At 62.5% G+C, this 15402-nt stretch carries 8 protein-coding genes; 1 reads left to right on the forward strand and 7 read right to left on the reverse strand.

Features of this window, described 5'->3' with window-relative positions:
* Window positions 1–29 precede the first annotated feature (29 nt).
* From ABD903_RS22125 to ABD903_RS22150, 6 genes are all read right to left on the reverse strand, one after another.
* Window positions 30–6791: a T9SS type A sorting domain-containing protein gene (locus ABD903_RS22125; protein WP_345227860.1), complete on the reverse strand. Its 6762-nt coding sequence runs from the start codon at window positions 6789–6791 to the stop codon at window positions 30–32.
* Between the two features lie 33 nt (window positions 6792–6824).
* On the reverse strand, window positions 6825–7805 hold the full coding sequence (locus ABD903_RS22130) for a methionyl-tRNA formyltransferase (protein WP_345227862.1): 981 nt from the start codon (window positions 7803–7805) through the stop codon (window positions 6825–6827).
* Window positions 7806–7890: 85 nt separating this feature from the next.
* Window positions 7891–8424 (reverse strand): phage tail protein, encoded by a 534-nt coding sequence (locus ABD903_RS22135; protein WP_345227864.1) that lies wholly within the window; start codon window positions 8422–8424, stop codon window positions 7891–7893.
* A gap of 43 nt (window positions 8425–8467) precedes the next feature.
* Window positions 8468–9013, reverse strand: coding sequence for a phage tail protein (locus ABD903_RS22140; protein WP_345227866.1), 546 nt, complete (start codon window positions 9011–9013; stop codon window positions 8468–8470).
* A 33-nt stretch (window positions 9014–9046) separates the two neighbouring features.
* The gene (locus ABD903_RS22145; protein ID WP_345227868.1) at window positions 9047–9583 is read right to left on the reverse strand and encodes a phage tail protein; all 537 of its coding nucleotides are present in this window, start codon (window positions 9581–9583) and stop codon (window positions 9047–9049) included.
* Window positions 9584–10030: 447 nt separating this feature from the next.
* Window positions 10031–10906, reverse strand: coding sequence for a DNA/RNA non-specific endonuclease (locus ABD903_RS22150; protein WP_345227870.1), 876 nt, complete (start codon window positions 10904–10906; stop codon window positions 10031–10033).
* Window positions 10907–11156: 250 nt separating this feature from the next.
* Between ABD903_RS22150 and ABD903_RS22155 the strand changes: the two genes are divergently transcribed.
* Window positions 11157–13961: a TonB-dependent receptor gene (locus tag ABD903_RS22155; RefSeq protein WP_345227872.1), complete on the forward strand. Its 2805-nt coding sequence runs from the start codon at window positions 11157–11159 to the stop codon at window positions 13959–13961.
* Window positions 13962–14030: 69 nt separating this feature from the next.
* Here ABD903_RS22155 and ABD903_RS22160 read toward each other — a convergent pair whose 3' ends face one another.
* Window positions 14031–14756: a ferritin-like domain-containing protein gene (locus tag ABD903_RS22160; protein WP_345227874.1), complete on the reverse strand. Its 726-nt coding sequence runs from the start codon at window positions 14754–14756 to the stop codon at window positions 14031–14033.
* Window positions 14757–15402: the final 646 nt, after the last annotated feature.

The following is a 15402-nucleotide window of genomic DNA, read 5'->3' on the forward strand; positions in this document are numbered from 1 at the left end:
GTTCTATCAGCTGCTTGCCTCAGGAAGATTTAGCGGCTGATGACCACGCTGCGGTGCAGCACGCGGTCGGGTAATACCAGGCGTAGCATGTACACGCCGTTGGGCAAGTGACCCACCGAAAGGGTAAAGTCGGAGCCCGAGGCAGGCTGGCGGGACTTGAGAACTGCACGGCCTTGGGCATCGAATAACTGCACCTGTACGTTACGAGCGTCCAGTCCGCCCAGGCGTAGCGTCAGCTGATCGGCAGCCGGGTTCGGAAACACGTCCACCGAAACACTTCCCAAAGCCACTTTCAGCACTATAATCCCCGAGTAGTTGCTCTGGCCGTCGGTGTCTACCTGGTGCAGGCGGTAGTAAATAACCGGGCTTCCGTAGCGGTGCAGGTTCCGATCGGTGAGCTGGTAGGAGTGAGGCTGGGCGGTGCTGCCGTGCCCTTCTACCCGGCCCAAGGCACGGAACGTTACGCCGTCAATAGACGATTGTACCTCGAAGTACGCGTTGTTCTTTTCCTGGGCTGTGGTCCAGCGCAGCAAGCCATCTTCGCCCACATGCTCGGCCGTGAAGCTGGTCAGCTCCACCGGCAACGGCGACGAGCCGTTGGTGCCAATCACCGTTTGGCCGAAGGAAGTAACCGCAAACGTGACGGTACCGGCATCTGCGTTGGCGCTGGTAGCCGAAATGGGTGCATCAAAGGCCGCGTCGCTGTTGCTGCCCCGCACAAATAACTTCAGGTTGGCGGGTGAGGCCGCATCGGCGGGGCTGATGTCAACGGCGCCGAGCGTGTACGTGATGTTGGCGCTGCTGATGGTGCCGGTGCCGTACCGGTTGATAATCCAGTACGCCCGCGGATACGTTTTCACCAGCCCCGTGGCCGTGGGCTGCGTGCCCAGCGGTTGTCCACCCAAACGGGTTACCACCACCTCGGAACTACCCGAAACACCGGCGAAGGCAATGATCGTGCTGGTACCCGTGAAGGCCACCGTGCCGTTGGTGGCTACCGTTTGTCGGCTGCTCGTGCCAAAACCCACGGGCGCCGTGCTGGCTACCCGCGTTATGCCGGCGCCGGTTAAGGTGCCCACGGAGCCGGTCATGTCCGTTGTGGTGCTGCCGCTCTCGTTGAACTGCAGGTACGACACAAGACCCGTTTCCAGGCCGCTGCGCACCAAATGACGCAGCTGGCGGATTTCCGTCGCCGTAAGGGCCCGGTTCCACTGGCTTATCTCGTCGATGTCGCCGGGGTAAAAAGCCGTACCCGTGGTCGACAAGCCGCCCACGTAGCTCACGCGGGTGTTTGCCGGCACGTCGCTCGTGCTGAGCGTAGCTACCGATTCCCCGTTGAGGTAAATGGTGAGTACGCTGCCGTTAAAAGTAGCTACCACGTGGTTCCAGGTGCCCGACGTCAAGGTGTTGGGGTTGGTACGCACGCTACGAACCGTGGTGCCCGTACCAAAGCCCGCCTCAATGCGGCCGTTGCCGGTAATGCCGATGTAGGGCGCCGCCGAGTTGCCCGAGCCGTTGCCAAGTACGCCGTAAAAATCACTGCCGGTGCCAATGATGGGCTTCATCCAAACTTCCTGCGTGTACTGCCCGCCCAGGGGTACCAGGCTGGTGGTGTTGGCGCTGAAGTCTACATAGCCTTGGGTGCTGCCGCCGGTCAGGCGCAGGGCGTTGCCGGCCTCACGGCTGGGTGCCACAATGCGGCGGTTTCCGGCGGGGTCTGTTACTGTGGGCACGCGGTCGATACCGCTCACGCGCACGCCGGAAACCGTGGCATCCAGCAGGTTGCCGTTCGTGGCATTGGCGGCCACGTCGTACACCAGGAAGAAGTAGTTGGTGCCCGTGCTCAGCTGCTGGCTGCCCGAAATGGTGAAGGAGCCGTTAGGTGCGGTTACGTTACCACCGAAGAGCGTGGTTGTGGCAAAGGTGCCGCTGGTGCCGGTGTAGTACACGCGGGCGGCGGCAATATCGGCCGGGTTGGTGCTGCCGTTCGTGGTAAACGAGAACGACTGCGCGCTCAGCGGCTGGGCGGGCCCACCACCGATAACAACGGCCACGCGCAGTATTTCCTGATTGGTACTGCCCGCCACCACGCGGGCCGTGGTAGGCTGATCGGCCGTGCTGCTGGTGTAGGTGGCTGCGTTCAGCACCGTAAAGGTGTTCGTGTTGCTGTTGGGGCTGACGCTCTGCCCGCTAAGCTGGGCCGTGGCGTACACCGTGTGCGAGCCGGTGGCCAGGGGCGTCGGCTGCGGCAGCAACCAGTTACCGCTGCCATCGGCCGTGGTCGTGCCGCGGCTAGTGCCGTCTACGTACACAGTTACCGTGCTGCCGGCCGGGGCCGTCCCGGTGAAAGTCGGCGTGTTGGTGGCCACGCTGCTGCCGTTGGCGGGCGTCGTTACCACCGGGGCCGCCGTTTGCGGCAGGTTGTAAGTGATGCTGTACGATGAGGGGGAGGCGGTGTTGAAATTGCTGGCTGCGTCCTGGGCCACGTTGGCCGGTACGTTCACCGTGGCAGGCGTGCCGGGGGTGGTCGGCGTTACCGCGAAGGTGTAGGTGGTGCCGGGGCTGGTGCCGGTGACGACGTTGCCGACAATCGTGCCGCCCGTAACCGTCACGTCACCGGCCACGAAGCCCGTCACGTTTTCGGAGAAAGTCACCGTGAAGGGAATCGGCGTGGTTGTAGTAGCGCTACCCGAAGCGCCCGCCGTAGAGCTGATGGCCACCGCCGGCCTCGTCTGGTCCACCGTGAAAGTGATGATGGGGCTGTCCGCACTCACCGCCGCGCCCGGGCTTTGGGCCGTGGCGTAAATCCGGTAGGTGGCGGTGGAGAAGGATACGGGTGCGCTGCTGAAAGTGCCGCCCGCCGTGGCGGTAAGGGAGGGGGTAAGCGGCTGGAACGCGCCGTTGTTCTGGCTCGCATAAATGACCACCGAGCTACCCGCCGGGGCCGTGCCGCTGATGGTCACGGACTGGTTGGTGAGGGTGTTGTTGGCCGGGGCCGTAATAACCGGGGCCGCCGTCACCAGCTGAATGTAGGTGAGGGTGTACGAGTTGCTGGCCGTGTTCGGGGTGTTGTTGGCATCCTGGGCCACGCCCGCCGCCACGCTCACCGTGGTGGCCGTGCCGGGCGTCGTGGGTGTCACCGAGAAGGTGTAAGGCCCCGCGCCGCTGCCGGCAAAGCTGCCCACGGTGCCATTGGTCACCGTCACGTCGGCGGCCGTGAACGTACTGCCCACGCTCTGCGAGAAAGTTACCGAGAAGGGAATCGGGGCGGTGTTGGTTGTGCCGCCTGGGGCGGCGGCCGAGGAGCTGACGGTAGCCGTGAGGGCCGGGGCCGTCACGTTGAACGCAGCCGAGGTGAAGGCCTGATAGGCGCTGTTCGAGGTGGGCTGGACGGCGCCCAGGAACACGTCGTCGGTCCCGTTGTTGAGGAACACGCGCACGACCTGGTCGCTCGGGCCGTTGTTGGCGCGCTGAACGGCCTGGAAGCTCACCTGGTAGCTGCCCGTGGGCACGGCCAGGGTTTGGGCCAGGCTGCCCCCGACACCGCCAAACGTTTGCAGCAGCCCCACGGCATCGCCCTGGTTCGCCGTCGAGCCAAAACCGCTGTTGTTGCGCGACACGCCCGCATTGCCGGCAAAACTCCAGGGCGAAGCCACTACGGTGCTGGCATACTGGAAGCTGAAGGGGCCTACATTGCTGCTTTCAAAGCTGCTGTTCGCTAGGCCGCCAGTGAAGGCCGCTCCGCCTTGCAGCACCTGCACCACGTCCACGAAGGCCGTCACGTCGCCGAAGGCCCCGCTGGCGGAGCCCGCGCTCCGCAGCACTAACTGAGGCGCGGCCGTGAATTCCTTAGTAATGGTGTACTGCTCGCCACTGGTGTAGGGCACGTTGGTCACCGTGGGCGAAATCCCGCTGCCGTTTTGCACGTTCAGGGTCAGCGTGCCATTGCCGGTGCCAGTATTTACTACCACGGTGTAGGTCGTGCCCGCGCCCGACACGCTGGCTATGCTGGCGCCCGTCAGGCCGGTGGTAGTCAGGCTGAAGTTGCTTAAGCTCAGGCCCGTCACACTACCGGAGAAAGTCACCCGGTAGCTCACCGTTGTGGTGGCCGTGGGCGAGGGCGTCAGGCGCGTTACGGACGTGACCGTGGCGGTGGGCGGGGTATACGTGCGGCTGACCTGCGTGGCGGCGTTGTTGACGTTGCCGGCCGCGTCTTGGGCCACACCCGCTGGCACGTTCACCGTTACGGTACCCGCCGCGGTGGGCGTTACGGTGAAGGTGTAGCTGGCTCCGCTGCCGCTGAAGCTGCCCGTGGTAATGGTGCCGTTGCCCACCGTCACGTCGCCGCCCACGAAGCCGATTACCGACTCCGAGAAGGTCACCGCGAAGGGAATCGGCGCGACGCTGGTTGGGTTGGGGGCCGTGCTGGTAATGATGGTTGTGGCGCCTGTTTTGTCGATGGTGTACGTTTCGCCGCTGGTGTAGGGCAAGCCACTTACGCCGGGCAACATGCCGGTGGAGTTGGGCATGGTCAGCTGCAAGGTGCCGCTGCCCGCGCCGGTATTCACCGTAACCGTGTAGGTCGTGCCCGAGCCCGACACGCTCGACACGCTGCCGAAGGTGGTGAAGCTGCCGGTAAACGTTAAGCCAAAGTTGTTGACGGAAACGCCCGTTACGGGGTTGGCAAACGTCACCGTGTAGTTCACCTGGGCGGCGTTGGTCGGGGTGCCACTGGCCCGCACGATGGACACGACGCTGGTTTGGGTGGTAAACGTCTGCACCGTCCCGTAGCTGGTACCGGCAGCGTTGGTGGCGTAGGCCCGCACGTAGTAGGTGGTGGCGGCGGGCAGGCCCGTAATGGTTTCCGTGAAGGTGCCTGTCCCCGAGCCGTTGGTGTCCTTCGTGTCGGTAATTGTGGGCGTCGTGTTGGAGGTGCTGTACACCACGCCGCGCTCCGTTACGTTGGCGCCGCCGTCGGCCGTTACTTCGCCGCCTAGAATGGCGCTGGTGCCCGTAACGCTGGTGGGCGCGGCTGTCGTTACCGTCGGAAGCGCCACGCCGGTGATGCGGATGTTGTCAAAGGCGAGTTCCGTGGAGCCACGGGTCTTTTGCACCAGCAGGAAATCCAGGTTGCCTACGCCCGCCGTGGCGGCGGGTAGATCAAAGGTGAAATCCTGAAGTGTGGTGCTGAGGGCCGTGCCGGTGGCGGTGGTCAGGGGGTTGTTGTCGGTGTCCAGCCGGGCGGTACCGCCCGCGCCGTGGAAAGCGCCGAAGATGACGGGCGTGCCACCGTTGATCCGGTAGTACAGCTCAAACCCGTCTTCCGGGTTAGCCGCATTAATGTAGCTCCGCCAGTTGCCCGCCGCGCCCACGGCAAGGGTAAACTTGATCAGGCTGCGGCCGGTGGTATTTACGGGCGCTAACTGCAGGGTGCTGAGCGGGGCCGTGGGGTTGTTGATGCCCTCGGTGGTGCCTTCTCCAAACCAGTAGCCGCCGCTCCAGCCCGTGAACGTGGCGGTGCCCACCGGGTTGCCGCCGGAGGTGGCGGGGCTGTTGGTGGCACGGAAGAACCCCGTTTGCTGCGCGACGCTGACGAAGGAGTTGCCGGAGTAGCGCGTGCCCTCCCCGTCGGTGGTAAAATCCTCGGTGTAGTTCAGCGCGGCCGGGGTGTTGAGTATGGCCGTTACCGTGAGGTTGCGCGAGGCGGCGCTACTAAGCGCGCCGCCGGTATATACCTGAAATGTAATGACGCGCGTGCCGCCGGTGGCGGTGGTCGTATTGCTGTTGGAGTATCTAACCGAACGCAGCGCCGCCTGGTAGGCCGCCTGGCTGGCGGTGCCGCTCAGCGTCAGTACCCCAGATACCGGGCTGAAAGAGCCTACAATGCCGTTCTGGTTGGTGAAGCTCAGCACGTCCTGCCCCGACACGTAGCCGCCAATCGACACGGTCCCGCCCGTAAGGTTGGTAGCCGAGTTATCGGAGTAGCCGACGGTCAGCAGGCTAGTGAGCAGCACGGCGCTGCCGCCTTCGGTGTAGCTGGCCGGCGTCGTTTCGAGGTTGGTAAGCGTGGGCCTGGCCGCGTTGTCCAGCACGCCCGTCACCCGAATGTTATCAAAGGCTACCTCTACCGACCTGATGGCCAACACCACGCGCACACGCAGGTTGCTGCCGAGGGCAGTACTGGGCAGCGTGGCCGTAATGTCGCGGAATGTTTGGTCGAGTACCGTGCCGTTGCCTGGGGTAGGAGTAGTGGTGCTATCCGCCAGAGACACCAGCCGCTGAAGGTCACCGCCAGAGTTTGCGTTGCCCATCAGCATGGCCGCCGTCGTCCAGGGCCCGCCGTTAAACGAGTATTGAATACGAATCCGGTCAGCGGGAAACGCCTGATCAGCCCCTGCCCCCGTGAACGACCCACCACGCGGCGCCGCGAAGGCCACGGTGATGACGAAATCCTTGTAATTCTGAGAGTTGGTAATCGGATTCAGTGCCACGTAACCAGGAGGGCGGACGTTGGTAGCAATGCCCATTACGCCCTCCCCCGTCCACGTATTGCTGCCTTGCCGGTTATTCAGTACCTGAGTCGTACCCGGGTAGGCTCCTACTGTGCCCGTGGTATTAAATGCCCGACGCTGGAAATACTCGGCTATGTCGAGGCTGAATGCATTAGACGAGTATCCGAAGTCAGCAGGAACTGCCTCAAAGGTTTCCTGGGCTAGGGTGGTCTGTGCCTGCGCCCCCACGGCGAGCAGGCTGAGCCAGCAAAGCAAGACCCACAGTATATGTTTGTTCATAAGCTGAAAAAAGTACAAGAGCAGATAGGAGGACTACAAAGATAGGTCGGGAACGGGTCCCGATGGCGTGGGGGCGGGCAGCTGGGTAAGTACCTCACCGGTCCTCACGCCCAATGCTACCAGTTGGGCTCCAGAAAAATAGCCCTCGTTGAGGGCCAGGATGTCAAGTCGAATGGCCTCGCCCTGTCCGCAGGCCACCCACAGGCCCGTGGCCGCGTCGGCCTGCAGCACCGTACCGGGAAGTACCGGACCGGTGTTGGCGGCGGGGTGGGGCGTGGTGCCCAGCAGGCGCAGGGGTTGGCCGCGCAGCGCCGTTAGGGCGCCGCGGTTCCAGGGGTTGGTGGCCCGCACCAGGCGGTCGATGGCCAGCGCCGGCTCGTGCCAGCGCACGCACACATCGGCCAGGGTAGCGCGGGGCCAGTAGCGGGCCAGTGCGGGGTCTTGGGGTTGCGGCGTCAGGGCAGGGGCCTCGCCGCGCAGGCTGGCCAGCAGGTTCAGCGCCACGGCGGCGCTCCGGCCGGCCAGCTGGGCGCGGTGCAGGCCGTGCGTATCGGCCGCACTGATGGGCACGGCCTCGGCCAGGAACACCGGGCCCGTGTCGAAATCGGCGTCCATGCGGTGAACCGTCACGGCGCCAGCCGTTTCGCCGTTACGCAGCTGCCAGAACAGCGGCTCGGGGCCGCGGTAGCCCGGCAGGGCGGCGAAGTGAAAGTTGAGAAAACCGTGGGGCGGCAGCGCCAGTACGGCCGCCGGCACGCGCCACGGAAACGTGAATACCAGCACCGCCGCCGGGGCCAGCGAAGTCAGCCACTCGGTAAGGGCGGCGGCAAGGCCCGCCCGCTCCAGGCGCACTACCGGCAGCCCCAGGCCAGCGGCGGTCTGGGCCAGCTGGTCGGCCTCTTCGGGGGCCTGGGGTAGTCGGGGTACGGCCACACCCGCCACGGCGCCCTGGGCGGCCAGGGCATGTAGTGCGGGCAAGCCCAGTGCGCTGCTGAGGAGGAGGGCAACTTGCATAACGAAGGATGGCAGCTAAGCCGCGCCAGCTCCTGGGCCAATAGCCCGGGCGCTGGCGCGGTAGCCGGCCGAAACGGCGGATAGCTTACTGGCGGCTCGGGAATACGCCAGTGGTGGCAATGGCGTAATTCAGCACCAGCAGCGGCTGGCGGTTTTCGTGCGGGGCGCTGCCCCCGGTGTTGGCCAGCGTGCCCGTGAGGGTGCCCGGGTTCAGCGGTGCGGTAGGCGTGCCGCCCGAGTACTGCGCGATGGGGCCCGTAGCCGGAAAGGCCTGGCTCGGTGATTTAAGATCGGCCGCGGCGCCGGTCTTGACGGTTCCCGTAAACGTGTGGGAGTGCTGCGGAATCTGGGTGGGCTGCAGCGTCACCATTTCGGTGCCGCCTTGCTGGCCCTGAACGTAAGGCGACAGGCCGGGGCCGCTGCCTACGCCCACGATGGCGCGGCCGCGCAGGTCGGGCAGGGCGAAGGTAGTTCGCCCGTCGCCCCCGTACGTGGTACCCAGCAGCGCAAACAGCGGCTGGTTCTGCATGATGTTCAGCAGCTGGCCCTGGCAGTACATCCAGCCCTGGGGCGCGAAAGGAAAGCTCATTAGGCGGATTTCGCCGAGAAACGGATCCATAAAAAGCAGGAGAAAGTGAATGGTGGAGCCTCTGGGGCTGGGGTTACGACTGCGAAGGCCAGATGCCCGACGTGCAGATGATGTAGCTGGTAGCCAGGACCGGCTGAATGTTCGGGTGCGGCTGGCCGGCGCCCACCACGCTTGCCTGGCCGGTAACCGAGCCGGCGCCCAGCGTGCCCGGCTTGTCGCCCAGCCCGGCGCTATATGCCGAGGTGCCGTTGCTGCCGAAGGTTGCGCCCGTGGGATTGGGCTGGTCCCTGTCGCTTGATGTCACCACGCCGATGGTGCCGGTAAACGGGTGCGCGTGAGCCGGCAGCTGGGTGCCGTTTAGGGTCACATTTTCTACGCCCAGCTGCTGGGCCATGAGGTAATTGGAGCCGCCGGGCAGTTGGCCCTGGCCCACCACCACCCGGCTCGACAAGTTGGGCAGGGCGAAGGTGGTTTGCCCATCGCCCCCGTAGGTGGTACCGATAAGGGCATAAAGGGAGTCGTACTCGCTAATGCTTAATAGCTGGCCCTGGCAGTACAGCCAGCCGAGGGGAGCGAAGTTGCCGCCGAAAATGCGGATTTCACCGAGGTATGGTTCCATAGGTGGGGAAGACGAGAAGTGGAGAAACCCGGGTTAGGCCCGTTGCGGGAAAATGCCCTGCGTGGCGATGATGTAGTAGAGCGCCAGGTAGGGTTGGCGGTTGTCGTGCGCCTGGCCACCGCCGGCAGGCTCCCCGGTGCCCGATACGATGCTGGTCGCCATGGTACCGGTCCCCGCTTCCTCCGCGAACTGCAGCTGAGGGGAAGCACTCAGAAAATTGTTGGCGGCCTCGTTGATGGTGCCTGGCGAGGTGTTGACGTTGAACTGGCCGCCGAAGCCGTGTGTGTGCGCCGGCATCTGGGTCAAGCTCAGCGTCTCGGATTCCGTCCCAACTTTGGTCCCAATCGGGTAGGGGCTCAGGCCCGGGCCCTGACCGGCATTAACGATGGCGCGGCCACGCAGGTCGGGCAGCCCGAAGGTGCTTTTGCCGTCGCCCCCGTACTGGGTGCCGAGAAGGGAAAACAGCGCCGTGTTTGTGCGGATCTGTACCAGCGAACCATCACAGAGCGCCCAGCCTACGGGAGCGAAGTTGAAACCGACTGCCCGGATTTCTCCGACGTATGGGTCCATAGAGAGAAAGGTTAAGGAGAGAAAGAGAAAGGATGTGGCAAAAGCAAACCATGTGGTCGGCAAAGCCGATCGGGAAAGCGTAACAGTAGGAATAAGTGGCCGGCTGGTAAGTAATTCAGCTTTTTAGCCATTCTAGCAAGGCGACCAAGATTGGCTTCTACAGCCAATTCTTGAGGCTAAAGTGAGAAAAGCTCCCGTATAAACCCCGTTTTCTTCTAGTTTTTCTGAATTTTTCACAGCCGTGTTATATGTTGGATTAAAAAAAGATAAATATTCCTAAAATGGGAAACGGCCAGCGCGTAGTTCTACCTGCTAATGGAGCAAGTAGAACTACGCGCTGGCCGTTAAACGCCTGTAATAGCTGAATACGGAGCGGTTTTAAGGGTATATGCCGACGCTATTCGTGGTATGGGAAGCAGCTGATGCCGCAAGGACCAGAGAAACCACTTATTGCACCGGCCCGGTATCCACGCGGGCTTCCACCACGGTTTGCACTGCCGGTGCCACCGCCGAAAGCAAATCGTAGCCGGTGGCGCTTTCTATGGCATCTACGCTGGTACGGTAATCGGCCCAGTTACCACCGAGGGCATTATCGTTAGGGGTGTCTACGGCAATAACGCGGGTGCTGCTACTTACCCGGGTCGCGTCATCGGTGCCGTTGGGCAGCACCACAATTACCTTCCAAACGCGCCGCGGCACGGTCACGCGGCCGGCGTCGAGGGTGTTCAGCAGGCCGTTTGAGCCAGTGCCGCCGGTGCCGTAATTTCCCATGATAATGTAGAGCTCGTTCCCCTGGCCGGCAAGCGAGCGGCAGTAGCTTTCCAGGTTGGCCCACACCTGTTGGTTGTTGCGCGGGGCCTGCGGAATCATGTTGGTCATCAGGAAGGTGGCCGAGTTATCGGCTACCGAGGCCGTGCGGTCGGCGGAGGGGCAGTTGTGGCCGCGGTCGAAGCCCGAGCCGGTGTAGCTGCCGGCCCCCACGCGGTACCAGCCCGCGGGCAGGGTGGCATCGGGCCGGAAATCGTCTTGGCGAGCCGCGGTAGCCAGCCAGGCCGTGCTCAGGTGCCACGATACCCAGTTGGGAATGCCCCGGTCGCGGTGGTAGGAGAGGCTATACTGGGCTTTTTCGAGCAGGTAGTTGGTGGGGCGGTTAACGTCGGCGGTGGCGCCGCTGGGGTTGCCCAGGGCCAAGTGGGCGTCGCGGGTGGCGGTTTGCGGAGTAGTGGGCGCCGGGCCCGATGGGCCGGCTTCTTCTTGCTCGCAGGCAGCAAGCGAGGCAGTTAGCAGAACGGCAAGAGCGGTGCGGAAAAAAGGCAGGTGCATAAGCAGGTAGTTGGGCAGAAACCAAAGTTCGGGCTTTTAGCGCAAGCAGTTGCCGCGCTCGGGGCGCATGAGGAGCCCGTGAGGAAGGCGCTATCCGGGTGGGAAAACGGAAACAGGCTGGAGCAATACGTTCGGACAGTAATGTCCCAATTTGAGACAGGGTTTCGGCCAGTTCACGAATTACGGACCACGGTGGGGTAGGGGCACCGGTAGTTTTGGGCTTTCTGCTTTATAAAACCATCATAACCACGTGCAACACGCGTATTCTGCCCTGCTTGTAGCTGCCCTTCTGCAAGCCCAACCGCTCCTCGCCGCCCCAGCTGGGGGAGGCGGAGGAAACCCCCACCGAGCCGTTGCCAAACGCAAAGCAGCCGCCAACAACCCCGACCCCACCGAACGGGTGGTTGGTGGGGTGGTACTCACCAATACCGGCGAGCCGCTGCCCGGTGCCACGGTATTCATCAAGGGTACCTTCATTGGTACCAGCACTAACCAGGTAGGCAAGTTTGGCCTCGATGCCACGTTTGAAAACGGACCCATCGAGCTTATTGTGGCCTACGTGGGCTACGAGTCGCAGCTGGTGCAGCTTACGCAGGCCAACAACCTGCTTTCCATTAAGCTGGAGCCCAGCGTAAACCTGCTCAACGATTTGGTGGTATCGGCTTCGCGCGTGGAGGAAAACATTCTGCGCGCGCCCGTAACCATCGATAAAGTATCGGGCCGGCAGATTGAGCGCATTAGCACGCCGGAGGTTCTGGCCGGCCTGGGCCAGCTGCCTGGGGTCGATGTTAACTCGGCTTCGATGTTGTTTACCAGCATCAGCACCCGCGGCTTTAACACGGCCAAATCGGAGCGCGTAATTCAGCTGGTCGACTACATGGACACGGCGCTGCCCTCGCTGAACCTGAGCCCCGGCAACCTGGTGGGTATTCCGGAGCTCGACATGGAGAGCATCGAAATCATTCACGGACCGGCGTCGGCGCTGTACGGTGCTAACGCGCTGAGCGGGGTTATCCTGTTCAACTCCAAAGACCCCTTCGTGTACGACGGGCTGAGCGTGCGCCTGCGCGGCGGCCAGCGCAACCTGCTCGACGGCCAGCTGCGCTACGCCCAGAAAATCGGAAAAAAGTTTGCCATTAAGCTAAACGCCAGTGCCTTTCAGGCCGACGACTGGCTGGCCGACAACTTTGCCGCCACCGGCTCCTCGGCTAACCCGGCCGGTTCTGCCCTGGGCTACGATGCCGTAAGCCGCCACGGCGAGCTGAGCAACGTGTACTCGCCCTTCCAGAACCGCCCCGCCACGCCCACCACGCCCGAATACCGCGTGCACCCCGAGCTGTACGGCAAAACGGTGTACATGCCCGGCTTTAACGAGCAGGAGCTGATTGGCAACGATCAAAAAACCAAGTCGTACCGCGTGCAGGGCGCCGTATCGTACCTCATTAAGGACGACCTGAAGCTGACCCTGGAAGCCAAGCGCGGCGTGGGTACCTCTACCTACCAAAACCTAAGCCGTTTCCGCATCAAGGGCCTGGGCACAAACCAGTACCGCGCCGAGCTGAAAAACTCAAAGGGCTTTATCCGGGCGTATTCCACCGAAGACTTTACCGGTAACAGCTACGAACTTTCCCAGCTCAGCGCCCTGCTGCTGAACTCGCCCACGGCCGAAGGCAGCAACGTGCGGTACTACCAGCAGTACTTCTTCGTGTACAACGACGTGTACAGCCGCGCCCGCGCCCTGAACGCGAGTCCCGCCGATGCCCAGGCCGCCGCCCAAAAGGCCGCCGACGGCACGCAGCTGAAAAGCACCGACCCGCGCTACGCCACCCTGCGCGAGCAGATCATTAACGACGACCAGCCGGGCCGCGGTGCCCAGCAAAACTTCAACTCCTTTCTGAACGACATCAGCGCCCAGCGCGGCTTCAACTTGTCGGACTTCGGTACCGACATGATTGTGGGCGCCGCCTACCGTGAGTACCGTTTGGGCTCGGGCGGCAAGCTGTTTGCCGATACCGACGGCAAGCGCATTCGCAACCGCGAAATGGGCGTGTATTCGCAGCTGACGCAAACCCTGCTGAACGAGCGGCTGAAGCTGGCCTTGGCCGGCCGCGTCGACGACTTCAAGAACTTTGGGCCGGCGTTTTCGCCCCGCGCCGCGGCGGTGTACTCGCTCGGCGAAACCAAGCAGCATAACTTCCGCGCCAGCTACGGCCAGGCATTCCGCAGTCCGTCGCAGCCCGATCAGTACCTGCGCTCCGACGTGGGCTCGTTTATCCTGCTGGGCAACGTGGGCAGTGGGTTTGAAGGCTACAATTTCACCAACAAGGAGGGCCAGCCCTACATGCCGGGTATGTCGCTGGATGGCTTCCAGGTTACCTTGCCCAAGCTGAAGCTGGAGCGCGTAAGCACCGTGGAAGTAGGCTACAAAGGCGCTATTATTCCAAACGTGTATGTAGATGCCAGCTACTTCCGCTCGCGGTACAACGACTTCATCGGCGGCACGGCTTTCGTGGGCAACGTGGACGGCACCCGCCCCACGCAGCAGCAGGTTAACGCCGGCCTGGCCTCCAGCTTTACCGATGCCAACGCCTCCCCGGCCCGCGTAATTTTTGCCTCGTTCAACAACAGCCAGGAGGTGCGCACCCAAGGTGCCACATTCGGCCTCACGTACTACCTGAACAAGGCCCTGAACATTGGCGGCAACTACTCGCTGAACGTGCTCGACAAGAGCAACCTGCCGGCTGGTTTCCGCACGTTCTTTAACACGCCCAAGCACAAGTACAACCTGCTGGCCAGCGGCACCGTGCTGCGCAACCTTACTTACTCGCTGAACTACCGCTGGATAGAAGGCCACCAGCAGGAAATGCCCTTCGCTACCGGCCGGGTAAACACCTACAGCACCACCGACGCCTACTTAGGCTACACGCTGCCCAAGCTGGCTACCACCATTCAAACCGGTGTTTCGAACGTGTTCGATGCCAACAACGTGCAGATTATCGGCGGACCGCAAATTGGCCGCCTGGCCTACGTGGGCTTGCTGATTAACGTGAAGTAACCCGCATTCAGCAGCGCATAAAAAAAGCCCGTATCACCGATGCGGGCTTTTTTTGTGGCCGGTTGGCGCTTACAAGGACTGGTGCTTGGCTTCCAGCTTTTTCAGCTCGTAGTAGGTTTTCTGCGACTGCGCATACTGTTGCTCCACAACCTGACGCAAGTGGCCGGTGAGGGTGTGGTCGTTGAGGGCATCCTCGTAGGCTTTCAGGGCCCACTCCTCGCCGTACACATTCGAGCCCAGAATGGCCTGCTCGCTGTAGCCGGTGAGAGCGGCTTTGGTTTCCATCCAGCCGCGGTACAGCTTGCCTTTTAGCGTGGTGCCGGTTTCCCGGTGGCCGCCCTGCTGGCGCAGGTATTGGTTCAACTCGTTGGCGAAGCGCTGGCTCTGGCTCACCAGTTGCTTGTAGTAGCCGCGCAGCTGCGGATCCTGGCTTTCGTCTACGGCGCGCTGGTAGCCCTCAATCCGGTCGTTTACGAACAGCAGCAGCTCGTGTAGGGTAGCGGCCTGGCTGCCGTTCTTGCGCGACTTTCCGCTGGTAGCCAGGTAGCCCACGCCCAAGGCAATGAGGGCGCCGCCCACCACTTTTTGGGTGGTGCTAAGCTTGTTGAAGCTCGTTAAGGCTTGGTTGCCGGTGTCTTTAAACGACTGTGGCAACTGGTTGAGTAAGTCCGAAACGCGGCCTTGGCCCAGCCACTGGCTAGCCTGGTCGAGTACGGAGCCGCCGCCCGCGCTGGTAGACTGTGTGGAAGACGTAGACGAATAGTTGCTGCCGGTCGGTTGCTGAGGTTGCGTCATGGCTCTGTGAAATGAAGTGTGGGACAATGCCACTGCTAACGACAGCCGGGGGCAGGGGGTTAGGTCGAGCTTGCGGTTTCCAGGGGCCAGCCGGAAACCGCAAGCTCGATTTTGTGTGCTTTCCCTGCCAGCTGTTCACGAAAGGGTTGTTGCTTATTAATATAATTATATGTTTATATTAATTGCCCTGGCACCTGCCTGCGCCGGGTTTTGGCTGGCGCACCGTTGATATGGCGGTATGCCATGGGCGGAATCACGCCGTTTCGGGGGCAAGAACGCACGGGTAACCAGTGCCGATGCCGGCCGAATCGTAAAACGTCCGGGCAAGATTATAAATCTATCATCAGGATATTGTTCAATAAAAAAGTCTTAGTTTTAAGCGTGTGCTGTCACCCACAGCGCTTCTGATTGCTTCCCGGTTCCACCCAGCCCATGATGCAACGCTACACCCTGGTTATCCGGCCAATGAGCCAACGATAGAGCCACCAACGAACCCGTTTCGGGATTTTCGTTGGTGGCTCCGCGCTTTTGCGCACCGTGCAATCCGGTGCTGGCTTTGCCATGCGCCTAAGCCTGTTGTGCCTGCCCCCGCAGAATAGGTTTTGCACCTCTGAACTCCGCTCTTGCTTCACCCAACCCCTCTATA

It is taken from the genome of Hymenobacter koreensis (genome assembly GCF_039541855.1).
Taxonomy (GTDB): domain Bacteria; phylum Bacteroidota; class Bacteroidia; order Cytophagales; family Hymenobacteraceae; genus Solirubrum; species Solirubrum koreensis.

What these genes read in the sequence shown, in the direction of transcription:
- ABD903_RS22135 (WP_345227864.1), bottom strand. Translation starts at nt 8,424, where the DNA reads ATGGATCCGTTTCTCGGCGAAATCCGCCTAATGAGCTTTCCTTTCGCG.
- ABD903_RS22150 (WP_345227870.1), bottom strand. Translation starts at nt 10,906, where the DNA reads ATGCACCTGCCTTTTTTCCGCACCGCTCTTGCCGTTCTGCTAACTGCC.
- ABD903_RS22160 (WP_345227874.1), bottom strand. Translation starts at nt 14,756, where the DNA reads ATGACGCAACCTCAGCAACCGACCGGCAGCAACTATTCGTCTACGTCT.
- ABD903_RS22140 (WP_345227866.1), bottom strand. Translation starts at nt 9,013, where the DNA reads ATGGAACCATACCTCGGTGAAATCCGCATTTTCGGCGGCAACTTCGCT.
- ABD903_RS22125 (WP_345227860.1), bottom strand. Translation starts at nt 6,791, where the DNA reads ATGAACAAACATATACTGTGGGTCTTGCTTTGCTGGCTCAGCCTGCTC.
- ABD903_RS22145 (WP_345227868.1), bottom strand. Translation starts at nt 9,583, where the DNA reads ATGGACCCATACGTCGGAGAAATCCGGGCAGTCGGTTTCAACTTCGCT.
- ABD903_RS22130 (WP_345227862.1), bottom strand. Translation starts at nt 7,805, where the DNA reads ATGCAAGTTGCCCTCCTCCTCAGCAGCGCACTGGGCTTGCCCGCACTA.